The organism is Neoroseomonas oryzicola, from assembly GCF_012163135.1.
GTDB lineage: Bacteria > Pseudomonadota > Alphaproteobacteria > Acetobacterales > Acetobacteraceae > Neoroseomonas > Neoroseomonas oryzicola.
Window position 1 is genome coordinate 155,189 of record NZ_JAAVUP010000005.1, and the last position, 20,036, is coordinate 175,224.

At 71.0% G+C, this 20,036-nt stretch carries 20 protein-coding genes; 11 read left to right on the forward strand and 9 right to left on the reverse strand.

Annotated features, from left to right (window positions below; genetic code table 11):
* Positions 1-26: 26 nt before the first annotated feature.
* The 7 genes from GWK15_RS17980 to rplM form a co-directional block, all read right to left on the reverse strand.
* On the reverse strand, positions 27-575 hold the full coding sequence (locus tag GWK15_RS17980; RefSeq protein ID WP_168042749.1) for a hypothetical protein: 549 nt from the start codon (positions 573-575) through the stop codon (positions 27-29).
* 23 nt (positions 576-598) lie between these two features.
* The gene (locus GWK15_RS17985; protein WP_168042750.1) at positions 599-1,576 is read right to left on the reverse strand and encodes a 2-dehydropantoate 2-reductase; all 978 of its coding nucleotides are present in this window, start codon (positions 1,574-1,576) and stop codon (positions 599-601) included.
* On the reverse strand, positions 1,573-3,084 hold the full coding sequence (locus GWK15_RS17990) for an acyl--CoA ligase (RefSeq protein ID WP_168042751.1): 1,512 nt from the start codon (positions 3,082-3,084) through the stop codon (positions 1,573-1,575). The genes GWK15_RS17985 and GWK15_RS17990 overlap by 4 nt, the downstream gene beginning before the upstream one ends.
* Positions 3,085-3,188: 104 nt before the next feature.
* The gene (locus GWK15_RS17995; RefSeq protein WP_245211731.1) at positions 3,189-3,737 is read right to left on the reverse strand and encodes a gamma carbonic anhydrase family protein; all 549 of its coding nucleotides are present in this window, start codon (positions 3,735-3,737) and stop codon (positions 3,189-3,191) included.
* 74 nt (positions 3,738-3,811) lie between these two features.
* Positions 3,812-4,777: an N-acetyl-gamma-glutamyl-phosphate reductase gene (gene argC / locus GWK15_RS18000; protein ID WP_168042752.1), complete on the reverse strand. Its 966-nt coding sequence runs from the start codon at positions 4,775-4,777 to the stop codon at positions 3,812-3,814.
* A gap of 132 nt (positions 4,778-4,909) precedes the next feature.
* Positions 4,910-5,395 (reverse strand): 30S ribosomal protein S9, encoded by a 486-nt coding sequence (rpsI, locus tag GWK15_RS18005; protein WP_168042753.1) that lies wholly within the window; start codon positions 5,393-5,395, stop codon positions 4,910-4,912.
* A gap of 4 nt (positions 5,396-5,399) precedes the next feature.
* On the reverse strand, positions 5,400-5,885 hold the full coding sequence (gene rplM, locus GWK15_RS18010) for a 50S ribosomal protein L13 (protein ID WP_168042754.1): 486 nt from the start codon (positions 5,883-5,885) through the stop codon (positions 5,400-5,402).
* A 201-nt stretch (positions 5,886-6,086) separates the two neighbouring features.
* On the opposite strand from rplM, the gene GWK15_RS18015 reads away from it, so the two are divergent.
* The 10 genes from GWK15_RS18015 (at position 6,087) to GWK15_RS18060 (ending at position 16,964) form a co-directional block, all read left to right on the forward strand.
* On the forward strand, positions 6,087-7,064 hold the full coding sequence (locus GWK15_RS18015) for a Bug family tripartite tricarboxylate transporter substrate binding protein (protein ID WP_168042755.1): 978 nt from the start codon (positions 6,087-6,089) through the stop codon (positions 7,062-7,064).
* A gap of 31 nt (positions 7,065-7,095) precedes the next feature.
* Positions 7,096-7,488 carry a VOC family protein gene (locus GWK15_RS18020; protein ID WP_168042756.1) on the forward strand — a complete coding sequence of 131 codons (393 nt, stop codon included), beginning with the start codon at positions 7,096-7,098 and terminating at the stop codon, positions 7,486-7,488.
* Between the two features lie 33 nt (positions 7,489-7,521).
* The gene (locus GWK15_RS18025; protein ID WP_168042757.1) at positions 7,522-9,219 is read left to right on the forward strand and encodes a dihydroxy-acid dehydratase; all 1,698 of its coding nucleotides are present in this window, start codon (positions 7,522-7,524) and stop codon (positions 9,217-9,219) included.
* A complete protein-coding gene (locus tag GWK15_RS18030) occupies positions 9,216-10,073 on the forward strand; it encodes an SDR family oxidoreductase (protein WP_168042758.1) in 858 nt (285 codons plus the stop codon). The genes GWK15_RS18025 and GWK15_RS18030 overlap by 4 nt, the downstream gene beginning before the upstream one ends.
* A 20-nt stretch (positions 10,074-10,093) precedes the next feature.
* Positions 10,094-11,275: a M20 aminoacylase family protein gene (locus tag GWK15_RS18035; RefSeq protein ID WP_168042759.1), complete on the forward strand. Its 1,182-nt coding sequence runs from the start codon at positions 10,094-10,096 to the stop codon at positions 11,273-11,275.
* 208 nt (positions 11,276-11,483) lie between these two features.
* Positions 11,484-11,969, forward strand: coding sequence for a hypothetical protein (locus tag GWK15_RS18040; protein WP_168042760.1), 486 nt, complete (start codon positions 11,484-11,486; stop codon positions 11,967-11,969).
* Between the two features lie 154 nt (positions 11,970-12,123).
* Entirely contained in the window at positions 12,124-12,624 is a 501-nt protein-coding gene (locus GWK15_RS18045) for a cupin domain-containing protein (protein ID WP_168042761.1), read from the forward strand.
* Between the two features lie 127 nt (positions 12,625-12,751).
* Positions 12,752-14,254, forward strand: a complete 1,503-nt coding sequence (locus GWK15_RS18050) for an ABC transporter substrate-binding protein (protein WP_168042762.1) — start codon at positions 12,752-12,754, stop codon at positions 14,252-14,254.
* 7 nt (positions 14,255-14,261) lie between these two features.
* Entirely contained in the window at positions 14,262-15,245 is a 984-nt protein-coding gene (locus tag GWK15_RS18055; protein WP_209442277.1) for a zinc-binding dehydrogenase, read from the forward strand.
* 12 nt (positions 15,246-15,257) lie between these two features.
* Positions 15,258-16,964, forward strand: a complete 1,707-nt coding sequence (locus tag GWK15_RS18060) for an N-acyl-D-amino-acid deacylase family protein (protein WP_168042763.1) — start codon at positions 15,258-15,260, stop codon at positions 16,962-16,964.
* Here the strand turns inward: GWK15_RS18060 and GWK15_RS18065 are convergent.
* Positions 16,961-17,800: an alpha/beta fold hydrolase gene (locus GWK15_RS18065; protein WP_168042764.1), complete on the reverse strand. Its 840-nt coding sequence runs from the start codon at positions 17,798-17,800 to the stop codon at positions 16,961-16,963. The genes GWK15_RS18060 and GWK15_RS18065 overlap by 4 nt on opposite strands.
* Positions 17,801-17,943: 143 nt before the next feature.
* Between GWK15_RS18065 and GWK15_RS18070 the strand changes: the two genes are divergently transcribed.
* The gene (locus GWK15_RS18070) at positions 17,944-19,581 is read left to right on the forward strand and encodes a GMC family oxidoreductase (RefSeq protein WP_168042765.1); all 1,638 of its coding nucleotides are present in this window, start codon (positions 17,944-17,946) and stop codon (positions 19,579-19,581) included.
* A 3-nt stretch (positions 19,582-19,584) separates the two neighbouring features.
* Here GWK15_RS18070 and GWK15_RS18075 read toward each other — a convergent pair.
* The coding region (locus GWK15_RS18075; RefSeq protein ID WP_168042766.1) for an aminotransferase class I/II-fold pyridoxal phosphate-dependent enzyme at positions 19,585-20,036 on the reverse strand (452 nt) is incomplete at its 5' end.

Genomic DNA, 20,036 nt, shown 5'->3' on the forward strand with positions numbered 1-20,036 from the left:
CCGGCCGCAGCAAAGCCGCCAGGGGCTCACGGATCGGATTCGATCTGCACCTGGTCACGCCACATCTCGCTCTGCGCATCGCTGCCCGCCCGGGCCGACAGCGGCAGGCGCGGCAGCGCCGACAGCCGCGCCAGCGCATCCTCCCCGCCCGCCGGGAAGACCGGCGGCGCGAGCGCCGCGACCGCCGCGGCCCGGTTCCCGGCCAGCAGCGCGGCGCGGGCGCCGAGCAGCGCATCGATCGCCGCCTGCGGCGCCGCATCGGGCGCGATGCCGCCCGCCGCGCGCCATTCCGGCCGCGCCGCGACGAAGGCCTGGCGCACGCTCGGCGCGAAGGGGATCCAGCGCGGGCCGATCGCCAGTTCGACGGTGAGGAACTCGGCCTGGGCCAGCAGTTCGGCGGCCTCGGCCGGGCGCCCGGCCAGGGTGTCGGGCCGCGCGAAGCCGAAGGCGGTGCCGTTGATCGCCTGGCGGGCAGGATCCGTCGTGACGCCCCCGCCGGCCGGGGCCGGCCAGGTCACCGGCTCCGGACGCGGGCCGCCGCAGGCGGTGAGCGCGAGCAGCGCCGCGGCGATCATGCCGGGGCGCCGCCCGCCGCGCATCACAGGCAGCCCGCAGCCCGCGCGCGGGCGCGCACCAGCGCCAGCACGGTGCGGCAGGTCGGCGCGGCTTCGCCCACCAGGTCGGCCAGTTCCACCACGGCGCCGAGCAGCGCCTCGACCTCCATCGGCCGTCCGCGCTCGAGGTCCTGCAGCATGGAGGTCTTGTGCGCGCCGACCTCGGCCGCGCCGGCAATGCGCTTGTCGACGTCGATGGCGAAGCGCACGCCGAGCGCCTCCGCCACGCGCTGGCCTTCCAGCATCATGGCGCGCGCGACGGCCCGCTGCTCGTCGTCATTGATCAGCACGTCGAGCGTCGCGGTCGTCAGCGCCGAGATCGGGTTGAAGGCCATGTTGCCCCACAGCTTCACCCAGAGTTCGTCGCGGATGCGCGGGCGCACCGGCGCCTTGAAGCCGGCCGCGATCAGCGCCTCGCTCAGCTTCTGCGCGCGCGGGCTGCGCGAACCGTCGGGCTCGCCGAGGGAGAAGCGGTCGCCATAGGTGTGCTCGATCACGCCGGGCTCGATCACCTCGGCGGCCGGATAGACGATGCAGCCGATGGCGCGCGACGGCGGCAGCAGCTTCGAGACTGTCCCGCCCGGATCGACGCTCTCGACGACGCGACCTTCATGGGCGCCGCCGGTGCCGTGGAAGTACCACCAGGGCACGCCGTTCACCGCGCTGACGATCGCAGTCTCGGGGCCTAGCAGCGGCTGCATCTGCGCCGCAGCGCCGGGCAGAGAATGCGCCTTCAGCGTGACGACGACATAATCCTGCGGCCCGGCTTCCTCGGCCGTCGCGACGCACCGTGGGGTGGCGACGATCTCCTGCCCCTCGCTCTGCACACGCAGCCCATTGGCCTGCATGGCCGCGAGATGCGGGCCGCGGGCGATGACCGTGACCTCGGCATCGCCCTTGAGCGCGAGTTTGGCTGCCATGAGGCCACCGATGGCGCCGGCGCCGAAGATGCAGATCCTCATGCCGTCAGCCCCAGCTTCTCGGCCAGCCCGATGCGCATCAGCTTGCCCGTGGCCCCCTTCGGGATCTCGGCGAGGAAGACGACCTTCCGCGGCACCTTGAAGTCCGCGAGGTGCTCGGCGGCGAAGGCGCGCAATTCGCGCTCGGAGCATTCCATACCCTCGCGCAGCACGACCGCGGCGCCGACCTCCTCGCCCAGCTTCGGATGCGGGATGGCGAAGGTCAGCGCCTGCGCGACCGCCGGATGGCCCGACAGCACGCCGTCGACCTCGAGAGGGCTCACCTTCTCGCCGCCGCGGTTGATCAGTTCCTTGAGCCGCCCGGTCAGCGTCAGGAAGCCGTCCTCGTCGAAGGCGCCCTGGTCGCCGGTGCGGAACCAGCCATGGGTGAAGGCCTTCGCGTTGGCCTCGGGGTTCGCCTCGTAGCCGGCGGTGACGTTGGGCCCGCGGATGACGACCTCACCCACCTCGCCCTGCGGCAGGATGGTGCCGTCGTCGTCCATGACGGCGACCTCCGGGCCCGCGGGGCGGCCGACCGAGCCCGGCTTGCGCGGACCGGCCAGCGGGTTCGAGCACATCTGGTGCGAGGCCTCGGTCATGCCGTAGCTCTCGACCAGCGGAGCGGAGAAGACCTGCTCCAGCTGCTGCATCACCGGCCCCGGCAGCGAAGCGGAGGAGGAGCGCAGGAAGCGCAGCCGCGCGCGGGCGATGATGTCGGCGTTGCGCTCGGCGCGGCCGAGGATCGCCTGGTGCATGGTCGGCACCGCGGTGAACCAGGTCGGCCGTTCCTCATCGAGCCAGCGGAAGAAGCGCAGCGCGTCGAAGCCCGGCGTGCAGACCACCGCCCCGCCCGCGGCGACCGAAGCGAGAACCGCCGCCATCAGCCCATGGATGTGGAACAGCGGCATGATGTTCAGGCAGGCATCGTCGGGCGCCAGTTCCAGCGTCCGCCCGATGTTGCGCGCGGAGGCGCAGATGTTCGCCTGGGTCAGCGGCACGATCTTGGGCCGCGCCGTGGTGCCGGAGGTATGCAGCACCAGCGCCTCGTCCTCGGGCCAGGCCATGCCGGGCTTCTCGGGATTGCCATGGCTGCCGCCCTCGAGTGTGAAGTCGCCCGCCGCTTCCCCCGGCACGAGGTCGAGCACCGGGATGGACAGCCGGGCGGCGACCTCCCGCGCATCGGTCGCCATGCCGTGCAGCACGACCAGCGCCTTGGCCCGCAGGTCGGTCAGGTAGAAGGTGAATTCCTCCGCCCGGTAGGCGGGGTTGAGCGGCGCCGTGGTGGCGCCCGATCCGATCGCGAGGAAGGCGGTCGCCATCTCCGGCCCGTTCGGCAGCACGATCGCGACCCGGTCGCCCCGCCCGATGCCGAGGAGGTTGAGGCGCCTTACGGTCCGCGCGCACAGGTCGCGCAGCGCGCCGTAGGTCAGCCTGGGCCGGTCGTTGGTGCCGCGGATCGCCGCGGCCTCGGCAACGCCGCCCGCGAGCAGGCGGGAGATGGTCTCGGTCATACGCACCTCGTTCCGAATACGCCGCGGCTATGGCAGAGGCGCTGCCCGGCGTCAGCAATTTCCCATCAGGGCGGAGATGTCGCTTTCGTCATGCCGCGCCGGCGTCAGCCCGCGAGCGACGCCCGGTGCCGCTGCGCGAGCTCGACGTAATGCGGCGCGGTGCGGTCGAAGCCGGCGCGCTGCTCCACGGTCAGCACGCGCACCATCTTGGCCGGGTTGCCCATCCAGAGTTCCATGGCGCCGATGACCTTGCCCGGCGGCAGCACCGAGCCCGCGGCGAGCACGCCGCCTTCCTCGATGATCGCATCGTCCAGCACGGTCGCGCCCATGCCGACGAAGGCGCGGTCCTTGAGCGTGCAGGCATGGATGATCGCCGCATGCCCGACCGTGACGTCGTCGCCGATGGTGGTGCACTGACGCCCGGCATTCACATGGACGATGGTGCCGTCCTGGATGTTGGTGCCGCGGCCGATGGTGATGGTGTTGGTGTCACCGCGCAGGACGCAATGATACCAGATGTTGGATCCCTCCCCGATCGTCACCTGGCCGATCACGGCGGCGGTCGGCGCGACGAAGGCGCCGGGGTGCACGACAGGCTTGTGGCCCTCGAACACATAGAGCGGGGGCATGGTCAGGGTCTGGTTGGTGTCCATGGCGGATCCTCCGGGCTTCGCCCCGCAAGATGCGCCTTCGGGCGGGGCAGCGGAAGGCCACCCCGCCCCGGCAATCACTCCGCCGCGCGCGGCGCCGCGACCGGCAGGCTGGCGTTCACCGGAATGCCGAGCATGAGCCCGAGGTTCTGCACGGCCGCCCCCGACGCACCCTTGCCGAGGTTGTCGAAGCGCGCGACCAGCACCGCCTGGCCGAGTGCCTCGTCGCCATAGACGCGGATCTCGAGCGCATTGGTCCCGTTCAGCGCCTGCGGCTCGATCTTGCCGCCGGCCTCGGCCGGGACGACGCGGACGTACTCGCTGCCGGCATAGCGGTCGCGCAGCAGGGCCTCGATGTCGGCGGGCTTGGGCGAGCCCTTCAGCGTGTCGAGATGCAGCGGGATCGCGTCCAGCATGCCCTGCGCGTAGTCGGCGACGGCCGGGACGAAGATCGGCCGGCGCGTCAGCAGGGAATACTTCTGCATCTCCGGCAGGTGCTTGTGGCGCAGGCCGAGGCCGTACATCTCGAAGTCCGGCGCGGTGCGGGCTTCATAGGCCGCGACCATCGACTTGCCGCCGCCGGTGTAGCCGGAGACCGCATTGACCGTGATCGGATGGTCGGCGGCCATCAGCCCGGCCTCGACCAGCGGGCGCAGCATCAGGATCGCGCCCGTCGGGTAGCAGCCCGGGTTCGACACGTTCTGCGCCGCGGCGATCGCCGCCGGCTGGTCGGGCGTCAGTTCCGCCAGGCCGTAGACCCAGGACGGATCGACGCGATGCGCCGTCGAGGCATCGAGCAGCTTCGGCGCCTTGGATCCGAGCGAGGCGGCGAGCGCGGCACTTTCCTTCGCCGCATCGTCGGGCAGGCAGAGGATGACGAGGTCCACTTCCTCCATCATCTCACGCCGCGCCCCGGCATCCTTGCGTCGCTCGGCGGCGATCGACCGGAGGGCGACATGCGGGTTCGCCGCCAGCCGCTCGCGGATCTGCAGGCCGGTGGTGCCGGCCTCGCCGTCGATGAACACAGTGGGGGTCTTGGCCATGGGATATGGACCTCCTTGCCGGGCCATTTGCCGCGAAAGCGGCTAGGAAAAGCAAGAGGGGCGGGCCCTTGCGGACCCGCCCCCCGATTGAACCAGCCATGCGGCCGGGCGTGACGCCCGTCCGCCGGGGCGTCAGCGCTTCGAGAACTGGAAGGAACGTCGCGCCTTCATCTTGCCGTACTTCTTGCGCTCCACGACGCGGGGGTCGCGGGTCAGGAAGCCGGCCTTCTTCAGGATGGCGCGCAGTTCGGGCTCGTAGTTGCAGAGCGCACGGGAGATGCCGTGGCGCACCGCGCCGGCCTGGCCCGAAAGCCCGCCGCCGGTCACCGAGCAGATCACGTCGAACTGCTGGTAGCGGTCGGCCACCAGGAAGGGCTGCGTGATCAGCATGCGCAGCACGGGACGCGCGAAGTACTTCGACTGCGTCTTGCCGTTGATCTCGATGGAGCCCTTGCCGGGCTTCACCCACACACGAGCCACGGCGTCCTTGCGGCGGCCGGTGGCATAGGCGCGGCCCTGGGCATCGCGCTTCGGTTCACGCTTGATCGCAGCCTCGGGCGCCGCCGGGGTGCCGGCGACGAGCTCCTTGAGGTCCGCGAGGGTACGGGTCTCGCTCATCGCCTCAGGCCACCTTCTTCACGAGAACGGAGTTCTTGCGGTTCAGCGCCGCGACGTCGAGAGCCTCGGGCGTCTGGCCGGCATGCGGATGCTCGGCGCCCGCATAGACATGCAGGTTGCGCATCTGCTGGCGACCGAGCGGGCCGCGGGTGATCATGCGCTCCACGGCCTTCTCGATCACGCGCTCGGGATACTTGCTCTCGAGGCGCTCGCGGACCGTGCGCTGCTTGATGCCGCCGGCGTAGCCGGTGTGCCAGTAGAACACCTTCTGCTCGGCCTTCGCGCCGGTGACGCGGATCTTCCGGGCATTGATGATGACGACATGGTCGCCGCAATCCACATGCGGGGTGAACTGCGCCTTGTGCTTGCCGCGGAGGCGATTGGCGACGAGGCTGGCGAGACGGCCGAGCACGAGCCCGTCCGCGTCGATCAGCACCCAAGCCTTCTTCACCTCGGCCGGCTTCAGCGAGGTGGTCTGTCTCGTGAGCATCGGTGTTCCAGGGTCTGACTAGAGAAGCGGCCGGGCTTATCGCGGCCGGCGACGGGAAAGTCAAGCGAAGCCGCGGATTTTTCGATGCGGTATTATGATACCGCATCCCTGCTGCCGCCCCCTTCCCCCCGCCGACGGGGCCTGCGACCCTGCCGCCCAAGGGCGGAACAAGCCCGGGATTCTCTGAGGAACAGCGTCCGAATGACCCATCCGTCCCGCCGCGGCCTTGTCGCCGGCGCCACCGCCCTGCTCGCCGCCCCGGGGCTGCTCCGCGCCCAGGGCGCCTGGCCGCAGGGCCAGGCCACCAGCATCGTCATCCCCTATGCCGCCGGCGGCGCGCCGGACGTGCTCGGCCGCATCATCACCCAGGGCTTCGCCGAGAAGACCGGGGGCAACTTCATCCTCGAGCACAAGCCCGGCGCCTCGACCACGCTCGCCGCCCGCCAGGTCGCCCGCGCCCGCCCCGACGGGTCGAGCCTGCTCATGGGCACGGTGGTGACCTTCACCACCGCCCCCTTCGCGCTGCGCAGCCTCGGCTACGATCCGGTCGCGGACTTCGCCCACATCACCCAGATCGCCGAGACGCTCTTCATCCTCGTCGCCAATCCGCGCTGGGAGAGCCTCGACCACGTCCTGGCCGAGGCGCGGCGTCGCCCGGGGCAGATCACCTATGCGACCTGGGGCGTGGGCAGCACGTCGCATCTCGGCATGGTGGACCTGATGCAGCGGACCGGGACCGAGATGCTGCACGTCCCCTTCAACGGCACCCCGCCGGCGCTGACTGAGACCATCGCCGGGCGGACCGACCTGATGATCTCGACCTTCGCGCCGGCCAAGCCGCATGTGGAAGGGGGGCGGTTGCGGGCGCTCGGCATGGCCTCCGCGGCGCGGACGGCGGCGCTGCCGGACGTGCCGACGCTCGCGGAACTCGGCCAGCGGGACTTCGTGGTCAGCGGCTGGTTCAGCCTGCAGGCCCCGGCCGGCACGCCGCAGGCGGTGCAGGACCGGGTGAACGAACTTGCCAAGGAGGCCTTCGGCACGCCGGCCGCGGCCGAGACCTTCGCACGGCTCGGCTTCGCGCCGACCGAATCCGGCCCGGCTGTGCTGACGGCGCGCATCCGTCGGGAACTCGAGCTTAACCGGGAATTGATGCGCAGGGCGGGCATCCAGCCGGAGTAGCCTCCGGCCGCCGGAAGAAGGATTCGCCCCGATGTTCAGCCACGCCACGGTCGGCACGACCGACATCCGTCGTGCCGTCGCCTTCTACGATGCCATCCTGACGGACCTCGGCATCGCGCGGCAGGAAGCGGATCTCGACAAGGGGTATGCCGGCTACGCCCTCGCCCCGGAAACGACGCCGCAATTCTGGGTGATGCTACCGCTGAACGGCGAACCCGCCACGGTCGGCAACGGCGTGACCATCGCCTTCGAGGCGCCGGACCGTCCGGCCGTCGATCGCTTCCACGCCACGGCCCTCGCCCATGGCGGGACGAATGAGGGCCCGCCGGGCCTGCGCCCGCACTACCACCCCGACTACTACGGTGCTTATGTGCGCGACCCCGACGGCAACAAGCTCTGCTGCGTCTGCCACCGCCCCGCCTGACGGGCGGCGGCCGCGGCGGGGCGGAGGACACGCATGACCGACAAGCCCCATGGCCTGGGCCGCAACGCTTCCAATTATGGCGACCCCGCCTTCGCGCTCTATCTGCGGCGGTCCTTCGCCAAGTCCATGGGCTACAGCCAGGCGATGCTCGACAAGCCCGTGGTGGGCATCGCCGACACCGCCTCGGACTACAACAACTGCCACCGGACCATCCCGGAACTGATCGAGGCGGTGAAGCGCGGCGTGCTCGCCGCCGGCGGGCTGCCGCTGTCCTTCCCCACGATCAGCATCTGCGAACCGTCCCTGTCCCCGTGCTCCATGCATTACCGTAACCTCATGGCGCTCGACACGGAGACCATGCTGGCGAACCAGCCGATGGACGCGGCGGTGCTGGTGGGCGGCTGCGACAAGACGGTGCCGGCGCAGCTGATGGGCGCGATCAGCTCGGGCACGCCGTCGGTGATGCTGGTGGTCGGCCCGATGCTCGCCCAGGCCTTCGAGGGCGAGCGCCTGTCCGCCTGCACCGACTGCCGCCGCTACTGGGCGCGCTACCGCGCGGGCGAGGTCTCGGACGAGAAGATCGCCACGCTGGAAGGCAAGCTCGCGACGACGGCGGGCACCTGCGGCGTGATGGGCACCGCCTCGACCATGGCCTGCCTCGCCTCGACGCTCGGCTTCATGCCGCTCGATGCGGCCTCCGCGCCGGCCGTCCATGCCGACCGGCTGCGCATCGCCGAGGAAGCGGGCGCGCAGGCCGTGCGTCTCATCAAGAACCCGGTCTCGCCGCTGTCGCTGATGACGCAGGGCAACCTCGACAATGCGGTGCGCGTGCTGCTCGCGCTCGGCGGGTCGACCAACGCCATCGTGCACCTCGCCGCCATCGCGGGCCGCGCGGGGCTGTCGCTCGACCTCAAGCGCCTCGATGCGCTGTCCGAGGAAACCCCGGTGCTGGTAGACCTCAAGCCCACCGGCGAGGGCTACATGGAGGACTTCCACGCGGCCGGCGGCATGCGCGCCCTGCTGTGGGAACTGCGCGACCTGCTGGACCTCACCGCCAAGGACCTCGACGGCAGGACGCTCGCCGAGCGCATCGGCGATGGCAGCCACTTCGTCGATCGCCGCATCATCCGCGCGCGGCAGACGCCGGTCTCCCCAGTCGGCGGGCTGGTCGCGCTGTTCGGCTCCCTCGCCCCGGAAGGCGCCATCCTCAAGCGCAGCGCCGCGACGCCGTCGCTCTTCGAGACCGAGGCCCGCTGCATCGTCTTCGACGGGCTGAAGGATCTCTCGGACCGCATCGACGACCCCGACCTCGACGTCACGCCGCAGGATATCCTGGTGCTGAAGGGCGCGGGTCCGCGCTCCCCGGCGGGCATGCCCGAGGCCGGTTACCTGCCCATTCCGAAGAAGCTCGCGCGCCAGGGCGTGAAGGACATGGTGCGCATGAGCGACTGCCGCATGTCCGGCACCGCCTTCGGCACCATCGTGCTGCACATCGCGCCCGAGGCCTCGGTCGGCGGCCCGCTGCAGTTCGTCGAGACCGGCGACCGCATCCGCCTGTCGGTCAAGAACCGCACGCTGGACCTGCTGGTGGACGAGGCGACGCTCGCGCAGCGCCGCGCCGCCTGGACACCGGCGCCGGCGCCGAAGCGCGGCTGGGACAAGCTGGTGCATGACCAGGTGACGCAGGCCCCGCTCGGCGCGGACCTCGCCTTCCTGCGCGCCGAACCTTGATCGCCCTGGTCGGCGCGACGGGGCGCTCCGGCGCCGCGCTCGCGCGCGTCCTGGCGGCGGAGGGCATCGCCTTCATCCCGGTGGTCCGCAACGCGGCCGCCTGGGCGGCGCTCGGCCTGCCGGGGGAAGCGCGAGTCGCCGACCTGCGCGACCCGGCAGCACTGCACCGCGCCCTGGCCGGGGCGGAGTGCGTCGTCAGCACCGCCCACGCCCGCCACGCGCCGGCGCTGCTGGCCGCGGCGGAACCGGGCGCCTCCTTCGTGCTGATGGGCTCGACCCGGCGCTACTCGCAGTGGCCGGACGCGCATGGCGACGGCGTGCGCGCGGGAGAGGCAGCCTTCCTGGCCTCAGGCCGCCGCGGCGTGATGCTGCACCCGACCATGATCTATGGCGCCGAGGGGGAGGACAACGTCCGCCGCCTTGCCGCCCTGATCGCCCGCCTGCCATTCGCGCCTCTGCCTGGCGGTGGCCGCGCCTTGGTCCAGCCGATCCACCAGGGGGACGTCACGCGGTCCCTGCTCGCCGCGCTGAAGCGCGATTGGGCCGAGGCGACCACCATCGTCATCGCCGGCCCGGCGCCCATGGCCTATCGCGACTTCCTCGCCGCCGTCGCCCGCGCGGCCGGGCTGCGCGTGCCGCCCATCCTGCCCATCCCGGCCCTGCCGCTCCGCCTCCTCGCCCCCCTCACCCGCTTCATTCCGGGCCTGCCGCGGATCGGCGCTGACGAGATCCGCCGCCTGACCGAGGACAAGGCCTTCGACATCGGCCCCATGCGCCGGCTGCTCGGGGTCGAGCCGATTCCCCTCGGCCAGGGCCTTGCCCTGACCTTCCCCCAGGGCCACACCTCCGCCTGAGACGACCGGAGCCGACCCCCATGCCCGTGCACAACCGCATCGCCGACTTCCACGCCGAGATGACCGCCTGGCGGCGGGACTTCCACGAGCATCCGGAACTCGCCTTCGAGGAGGTCCGCACCTCCAGCGTCGTCGCCGACAAGCTGCGCGAATTCGGCTGCGATGAGGTCGTCACCGGCATCGCGAAGACCGGCGTGGTCGGCGTGATCCGCGGCAACAACGCTGCCTCGGGCCGCGCCATCGGACTGCGGGCCGACATGGACGCGCTGCCGATCCTCGAGGAGACGGGCGCCCCCTATGCCTCGAAGACGCCGGGCAAGATGCACGCCTGCGGCCATGACGGGCACACCACCATGCTGCTGGGTGCCGCAAAGTACCTGGCGGAGACGCGCAACTTCGACGGCACCGTCTACGTCATCTTCCAGCCTGCCGAGGAGAATTTCGGCGGCGGCGAGGTGATGGTGAAGGAAGGGCTGTTCGAGCGCTTCCCCATGGAACGCGTATTCGGCCTGCACAACTGGCCCTCCATCCCCGCCGGCATCTTCGCCTGGCGCGAGGGCCCGGTCATGGCCGCGGTCGCGAACCTCGAGGTGACGATCACCGGCAAGGGCGCCCATGGCGCCATGCCGCACAACGGCAACGACCCGATCGTCATCGCCGCCGCCATGGTGCAGGCGCTGCAATCCATCGTCGCCCGCAACGTCGAGCCGGTGGACGCCGGCGTCATCACCATCGCCCACATCAATGGCGGCCACACCTACAACGTGATCCCCGAGACGGTGACGATGCTCGGCACCGCGCGCTGGTTCGCCCCCGAGATCGGCGACCTGCTCGAGAAGCGCTTCCTCGAGACCGTCGCCGGCATCGCCGCCGCCTTCGGCGCCCAGGCCGAGGCGAAGTTCATCCGCCTCTACCCAGCGACGATCAACGAGGTCGAAAGCGTCCACATCGCCGCCGACGCCGCCCGCGCCGTGCAGGGAGAGGCGCGCGTCCTGCCCATGCCGAAGCCGACCATGGGGGGCGAGGATTTCTCCTTCATGCTCAACGCCAAGGACGGCGCCTACCTGATGCTGGGCGGCGGGCGCGGTGAGCAGGATGCGAGCCTCCATCACCCGAAATACGACTTCAACGACGAGATCCTGCCGGTCGGCGCCTCCTGGTGGGCGTCGCTCGCGGAGCGACTGCTGCCCCGCAAGGGCTGAGCTGCCGTTGGAGACTGCGCCGGCCCGCACGCCCACATCCATGCCGCGGCATGGTTGACCAGTGCGGGCCGGCGCCACGCAGGACGAATGGCTGCCAAGGGCCGCGCCGTTCGCACGATGACTTTCTCTTGAAGCGCATTAGCCAGTTGGAAACGGCTCGGGCGGAATATGGAGAGGTCCTGACGATCTCTCCCCGGAGGCCCCCGACATGGCCCAAAAGCGCCCGACGATCGACACCTGGCCGCTCCTCCCGCGGCGCCTGGCCGAAGGCGCGACGCGCGCCCCGGATGAACCCGCGCGGGCGGCGGTCACCGCGGCCGTTGCGCTCGCCGCCGTGCTCCTGGTGCTGCGCGCCCTGCCCGACCTTGCCCTGGCGCGCGAATTCGCGACCCTTGTCGCCAACATCGGCTTCAAGGGCAGTTTCGCGGTCACGGTTGCCCTGATGGTGATGCTGTTCAGCGGCGCGCTGATCAGTCCGATGCCCCTGCATCCGGAGTTGCGCCGGACGGCCCTCGCCGCCTTCGACCATGGCGTGCATCTCGGGCTGGTGCTGACCGTCACGGGACTGCTCGCGGTCATCGTGCTGCATGGCGGCGTCAGCCGCCTGGCGGTGGGCTTCACCTTCCAGGCCGTGATGCTGATGGGGTGCTATCGCGCGCGGGGCTGGTTCGCCCGCCGGACCGAGGCCTCCTGACCGGGGAATCCCTTCCCCCTGAGCTTGCCCACACAGGATCGGCTGCTCCGCGAACCTTGCGCCGGAGCAGCCGATCGCTATTTCTTTCAAGCACTTGCGCCGCGGCAGCGAAGCGCTTCTCTCCAGGGTCCGACGACACCGAAGGACCCGCGCCATGCCCCATGACGGCCACGACCACCCCTCCATCCCCGCGGATGGCTGGAAGACCACCGGCGTCCGCGTCATCCCGGGCAACAGCCTCGACGCGAATACCGCCCAGACGCCGGGCATGAACCGCGCCGCTGCAATCAATGCGGCGCGCGTCGGCGCACAGAAGATCTGGGCGGGCACCGTCCACATCCACCCCGACGCCAAGACCGGCGCGCATCACCACGGCCACCTGGAAAGCGTGATCTACGTGGTGAAGGGCAAGGCGCGGATGCGCTGGGGCGAGAAGCTCGAATTCACCGCCGAGGCCGGGCCGGGCGACTTCATCTACGTCCCGCCCTACGTGCCGCACCAGGAGATCAACGCCTCGCCCGACGAAACGCTGGAATGCGTCCTCGTGCGCTCCGACAACGAGGCGGTCGCGATCAACATCGACATCGAGCCGGTGGAGAAGCCGGAGACGGTGCTCTGGGTCGATCCGATCCACCGGGCGCCCGAAGGGCATTGAAGGCCGGGGGAGGAGAACCTCCCCCAGACCCCCTCCCTTCTTTGTCTTTTGGCAGGGCGGGCTCCATTGCGCGATGCAGGTGCCGGGGGAAGACTGGCGGCCGGAAACCAGATCCGGGAACCCCATCATGCGTCGCCTCGCCGCCCTGCTGATGATGTCCTGCCTCGCCCTGCCCGCCTCGGCGCAGCATTTGCGCATCGGCATCAGTTCCGACCCCGATGTGCTCGACCCGACATTGTCGCGCACCGTCACCGGCCGGCAGGTCTTCGCCGCCATGTGCGACAAGCTGGTGGACATCAACGAACGGCTCGAGATCGTGCCCCAGCTCGCCACCGCCTGGCGCTGGGCGGATGACGGCAAGGCGCTGGTCTTCACCCTGCGCGAGGGCGTCCGCTTCCATGACGGCGAGCCCCTGACCGGCGAGGCCGCCGCCACCGGCCTGCGCCGCCACATCGAGACCCCCGGCTCCACCCGCAAGGCCGAGATGGGCCCGGTCACCGAGGTCGTCGCGACCGGCCCGCTCGAGGTCACGCTGCGCCTGTCGGAGCCCTTCGCGCCGCTGCTGGCCGCGCTGGCCGACCGCGCGGGCATGCTGGTCTCGCCCCGCCAGGCGCGCGTGACCGGCGCGGACTTCCAGCGCGAGCCCGCCTGCGCCGGCCCCTTCCGCCTGACCCGCCGCGTCGCCCAGGACCGCATCGAGCTCGAGCGCTTCGACGGCTACTGGGACCGCGCCAACGTCCATGCCGAGCGCATCACCTACCGCCCCATACCGGATTCCACCGTGCGGCTGGCGAATCTCCGCGCCGGCGCGCTCGACGTGATCGAACGGATCAGCCCCTCCGACGTCGACGAGGTCCGCCGCGACCAGCGCGTGCGGCTGGTGCAGGGCCCCTCGCTCGCGACCTTCTACATCGCGATCAACGTCGCGAACGGGGCGCGGTCGCAGACGCCGCTCGGCCAGGATCCGCGCGTGCGGGAGGCGCTGGAACGCGCCATCGACCGCCAGGCGCTGGTCAACGTGGCCTTCGAGGGCCTCTGGGTTCCCGCCAACCAGGCGGTGCCGCCGGACCACCCCTTCTATGCGCGCTCGGTCCCGCTGCCGCCACGCGACGTCGCGCGTGCCCGTGCCTTGCTGCGCGAGGCGGGGCACCAGCGGGTGCGGATCAAGCTCTCGGTGCCCAACACCACCGACTACCTGCAGGCCTCCGAGGTGATCCAGGCCATGGCCGCCGAGGCCGGCATCGACATCGAGATCCAGGTCATCGAGACGGCGACCCTGCTCAACCAATGGACCGCCGGCGACTTCGAAGCGCTGATGATCCAGTGGTCCGGGCGCGTCGACCTCGACGGCAACCTCTATGCCTTCTACGCCTGCGGGGTGCCGCTGAACGGCGGTCGCTACTGCAACCGGGACGTCGATGCCGAGCTGACCGAGGCGCGGCGCAGCGTCGATCCCGCGGCGCGTGCCGCGGCCTACGACCGGGCGGCGCGCATCTACCTGGCCGATCGGCCCTACATCAATCTGTGGCAGCCCCTGACGCTGCATGGCGCCGGGGCCTCGATCCAGGGCTTGCGCGCGGTGCCGGACGGTATCATCCGTGTGCAGGGCCTCAGCGGCGCCAGGGGATGAAACGGACATGACGGAAACGATGCGTGCGGCTGTCGTCACGGCGGAAGGCGTTCGGGTGCAGGAGATGCCCCGCCCGAGCCCCGGGCCGGAAGAAGTGCTGGTCCGCGTCCGCGCTGCGACGCTGAACCGCGCCGATCTTGGCGTCGCCGCCGGTGGCGCGCATGGCGCGATGGGCGGGCCAGGGACGATCCTCGGCCTCGACTTCGCGGGCGAGGTCGAGGCCATCGGCAGCGCGGTGACGGGCGTGAAGGTCGGGGACCGCGTCACCGCGTCCGGGTCGGGCGGCTATGCCGAATACGCCGTCGCCGACATCGGCCGCGTCCAGAAGGTGCCGGACCGCAACCTGTCGTGGGAAGAAGCGGCGACGCTGCCGGTCGCGCTCGCCACCATGCACGACGCGATCGTCATGAACGGCCGCCTCGCCAAGGGGGAGAGCGTGATGATCCTCGGCGCCTCCTCCGGCGTCGGTATCATGGGGATGCAGATCGCGAAGTTCATGGGCGCCTCGCTGGTGGTCGGCACCTCGACCGACCATGACCGGCGGGCGCGGCTGAAGGAATTCGGCGCCGACGTCGCGGTGAATACCCGCGATGCCGACTGGGTGGACCAGGTGCTGGCCGCGACCGGCGGCAAGGGCGTGAACCTGGTGATCGACCAGATCAGCGCCGCGACCATCAATGCGGCGATGCGCTGCACGGCGATCCTGGGCCGCATCGTCAATGTCGGGCGGCTCGGCGGCATGAAGGGTGAATTCGACTTCGACACCCATGCGACGCGCCGCATCTCCTACATCGGCGTCACGCACCGCACGCGCTCGCGCGACGAGATCCGCGCCGAATACGCCGCGATGCGCCGCGACCTGTGGCAGGCGGTGGAGGAAGGCCGCTTCACCATCCCGATCGACCGCGTCTTCCCGCTCGACCTGGTCGTCGAGGCGCTCGGCCACATGAAGGCCAACAAGCACTTTGGCAAGATCGCCCTGTCGGTCTGAGGGAGCCGCGCCATGCATGACCTCGTCATCCGCGGCGGCACCGTCGTCGACGGCACCGGCGCGCCGGCCTTCGAGGCCGATGTCGCCATCGACGGCGCGCGCATCGCCGCGGTGGGCAAGGTCGCTGCGCGCGGCAAGGAGGAGATCGACGCCAAGGGCCTGCTCGTCACGCCCGGCTTCGTCGACATCCACACGCATTACGACGCGCAGGCCTCGTGGTCCGAGCGGCTGGTCTCATCCTCCATCAACGGCGTCACCACCGCGCTGATCGGCAATTGCGGCGTCGGCTTCGCGCCCTGCCGCCCCGAGCGGCGCGACATGCTGGTGAAGCTGATGGAGGGCGTGGAGGACCTGCCCGAGGTCGTCCTCACCGAGGGCCTGCCCTGGACCTGGGAATCCTTCCCCGACTACCTGAACTTCCTCGGCGGGCGGCGCTACGACACCGACATCGCGGCGATGGTCACCCACGCGCCGCTCCGTGTGCACGTCATGGGCGAGCGCGCCGAGGCCCATGCCGAGGCGACACCCGAGGAGATCGCCGAGATGGCGCGCCTCGCCGCGGAGGGCCTGGCCGCGGGCGCGGTCGGCATCTCGACTTCGCGCGCACTGGCGCACCGCACGCTGGACGGGCGGCACATCCCGACGCTCGGCGCGCCGGAGCCGGAACTGGAAGCGCTCGCCCGCGCCCTGCGGGACCATGGCCATGGCTGGCTGCAGGTCATCTCCGACTTCGACGACCCGGCCGAGGAGGAATTCGCCCGCCTGCGCCGCGTCGCCGCGGTGGCGGGGCGTCCCCTCACCTTCTCCCTGCTGCAGCGCGAATCCAAGCCGACCTTCTGGCGTTGGCTGCTCGACCGCGTGGAGGAAGCCAACGCCGCCGGCGTGCAGATGTTCGGCCAGGTGATGGGCCGCCCGGTCGGGCTGATGTTCGGCTTCGAGCTCTCGCAGCATCCCTTCCTGACGCGCCCCTCCTACCGTGAGGTCGCGCATCTCCCGCTGCCCGAGCGCATCGCCGCCCTGCGCGACCCGGCCCGACGCGCGCGCATCCTCGCCGAGCCCACCGACGATGCCGGGCTCAAGGTGCGTTTGAACAACTGGGACAAGATCTTCCCGCTTGGCGACCCGCCGGACTACGAGCCGCCGCCCGAGCGCTCCGTCGCCGCCATGGCCGCCGTGCGCGGCATGACGCCCGAAGCGCTTTGCTACGACCTGATGCTGGAACGCGACGGCCGCGCCATCTTGAACCGGCCGCTGCTGAACTACGCCGATGGAGACCTCGATGCGATCCGCCAGATGATGACCCATCCGCACACGCTGATGGGCCTCGGGGATGGCGGGGCGCATGTCGGCTACATCTGCGACGCCTCCTGCATGACGCACATGCTGGTGCACTGGGCGCGCGACCGGAAGCGCGGCGCGCGCCTGCCGGTCGAACAGGCCGTGAAGCGCATCAGCCACGACAACGCGGCGGCGATGGGCCTCGTGGACCGCGGCGTGATCGCGGCCGGGCGCAAGGCCGACGTCAACGTCATCGACTTCGCGCGGCTGCAGCTGCGCGCGCCGCGGATGCACTACGACCTGCCGGCCGGCGGCAAGCGCCTGGTGCAGACGGCCGATGGCTATGTCGCGACCGTGCTGTCGGGTGCCATCACCTATCGCGAGGGCGAGGCGACCGGGGCGCTGCCCGGGCGCCTCGTGCGCGGGGCGCGGTCGGCCTAGGCGCCGACCTCGGCGAAGAAGGCGTCGACGATCGCGTTGAACTCCGCCGCGCGTTCGAATTGCGCGGAATGGCCGGCCTTCGGGATCGGCACGACCTTGGCGCCGGGGATCACCGGCGCCATCGCCGCGGCAGCGAAGGGCGGCAGGACGATGTCCTCCTCCGGCGGCACGAACAGGACGGGGCATTTCGCCGCGGCGAGGCTCTCGGGCGGTCGGCTCCGCAGGGCATCGAGCCTGGCGCGCACCGCCTCCCTGTCGAAGCCCTGGGTCAGGCCGTAGACGTGGTTGTAGAGCTGGCTCAGCGCCGGCTGCTCCTCGGCCATCCGCGCGCCGTAGGAGGGGAGGATGTTGCGCTTCAGCAGCGCCACGCGCGCCGCCGCGCTCTCCTGCTTCCAGGGTTCGAGGCGCGAGCGTTCCGGCTCGCGCATCTGCCGCGCGTCGAGCGAGCCGGTGGTCGAGCCCAGCACCAGCGCCTTCACCCGGCCGGGCCGCATCAGGGCGTATTCGACCCCGGTCCAGCCGCCCATGGACTGGCAGACGATGCGCAGGTCATCGGCGATGCCGAGCTCATCGACCAGCGCCGCGAGGTCGGCCGCATAGGCCGCCGGGTCCGGGCCCTCGGCCGGCGCCGTCGAGGGGAAGAAGCCGCGATGGGAGAAGGCGACGCAGGTGTAGCGCGTCGCGAAATGCGCCACCTGCTGCCACCAGGACATCAGGTTCCCCCCGAGGCCATGGGCGAAGACGATGGCCGGCCCCTCCCCGGTCACCTCGTAGCGGATTCGGGCATCGGGGCGCTCGATCCAGCCGGCGCGGCGGGGCGGGGCGGTGAAGGTCATCGGGGTTTCTCCAAGGGCCGCCCATCCTGCCGCAGCAGCCGCGCGCCCGACAGGGGCCGGACGCGGCGGTTCCGGTCTGGCGGGCGGGTGCCGGCGCGCCTAACTTGCGGCGCCTTGCCATCTCCAGGAGCCGCCACATCGCCATGGCCCCCACGCCCGACACCTTCGACTACGTCATCGTCGGCGCCGGCGCCGCCGGATCGATCCTCGCCGCGCGGCTGACCGAGGATCCGGGCGTCACGGTCTGCGTGCTGGAAGCCGGTCCGCCCGACCGCAATCCCTGGATCCATATCCCAGCGGGCTTCATCAAGACGCTGGTCGATCCCTCGGTCACCTGGCAGTTCAAGACTGCGCCGACCGAACGCACCGGCGGCCGCGCCATCTCGACCACGCAGGGACGCACGCTGGGCGGCTCCTCCTCGGTCAACGGCATGATCTACAACCGCGGCCAGCCGGGGGACCTGAATTCCTGGGCGCAGCGCGGCAATCGCGGCTGGGGCTACGAGGACTGCCTGCCCTACTACATGCGCACCGAGAAGCGCATCGGCTTCGGGCGCGATGACCGGCGCGGCAAGGAAGGTTCCCTGCCCGTCACCGACATGGACTGGATCCATCCGCTGTCGGAAGCCTTCATCGAGGGCTGCGTCGAGGCCGGCCTGCCGCGCAACCCGGACTACAATTCGGGCGACCAGGCGGGCGTCGGCTACTTCCAGCGCGGCATCCAGAAGGGCTGGCGCGTCTCCGCCGCGCGGGCCTTCCTCAAGCCTGCCATGGCGCGCAAGGAACTCGAGGTCCGCACCAATGCGCGGGCCTGCGGCATCGTCTTCGAGGGCAAGCGCGCCGTCGGCGTGCGCTACCAGACGGAGCGCGGCGGCACGCCCATCGAGGTCCGCGCGCGGCGCGAGGTCATCATCTCCGCCGGCACGGCGAACACCGCACGTCTGCTGCAGGTCTCGGGCATCGGGCCGGCCTCGACGCTCGCGCGCATCGGCGTGCCGGTCTTCCACGAACTGCCGGTCGGCGAGAATTTCCGCGACCACTACGCCTCGCGCATCGTCATGCGCGCCAAGCCTGGCGTCGAGACGCTCAACCAGCTCGCCAAGGGCTTCAAGCTGGCGCAGCAGGTGGCGCGGTGGGCGGCGGGCAAGCCCTCCATCCTCGCGACCGCCCCGTCGCATGTGCACATCTTCTGGAAGTCCTTCGAAGGCCTGGACGAACCCGACCTGCAGGGCGTCTTCACCCCCGGCTCCTACGCCGAGGGCAAGGTCTACGTGCTCGACGACTATCCGGGCTGCACGGCGGGCGCCTGGCAGCACCGCCCCGAGAGCACCGGCTGGGTGCGCGCCAAGAGCGCCGACGTCTTCGAGGACCCCGAGATCCAGCCGAACTACCTGAGCCACGAGATGGACCGCCGCGTGCACCTGGGCGGCATCCGGCTGATCCGGCGCCTGTTCGCCACGACGCCGATGCAGCGGCTGCTCGAGGCCGAGGTCCTGCCCGGCGTCAACACGCAGAGCGACGACGAGCTGCTCGACTTCGCCTATCGCAACGGCAGCACGACCTATCACCTGATCGGCACCTGCCGCATGGGCCCGGAGACGGACGTCACCTCGGTGGTGAACGACCGCCTGCAGGTCCATGGGCTCGAGGCGCTGCGCGTCATCGACGCCTCGGTCATGCCGAGCATGACCTCGTCGAACACCTACGCGACGACGATGATGATCGCCGAGAAGGGTGCCGACTTCATCCGCAACCGGCCGCCGCTGTCCGCGGCGGCGTGAGGGTCAGGCCGCCCGCTTGAGACTGAAGCGGGCCCAGACGTCGGTCAGCGCCGCGACCAGGCGGTCCATGTCCGCGTCCGCGTGGACGGGCGAGGGCGTGATCCGCAGCCGCTCCGTCCCCCGCGGCACCGTCGGGTAGTTGATCGGCTGCACGTAGATGCCGTGCTCATCCAGCAGGATGTCGCTGATCGTCCGGCACAGCACCGGGTCGTAGACCATCACCGGCACGATGTGGCTCGGGTTCGGCAGGTGCGGCACGCCGATCGCATCCAGCCGCCGCCGCAGCGTCGCCGCGCGCTCGTGCAGGCCCTCGCGTTCCACCGTGCTGTCCCGCAGATGCCCGATCGCCGCCCGCGCGCCGGCGGCCACCGCCGGCGGCAGCGCCGTCGAGAAGATGAAGCCCGAGGCGAAGGACCGCACGAAGTCCACCATCGCCGACGAGCCCGCGATGTAGC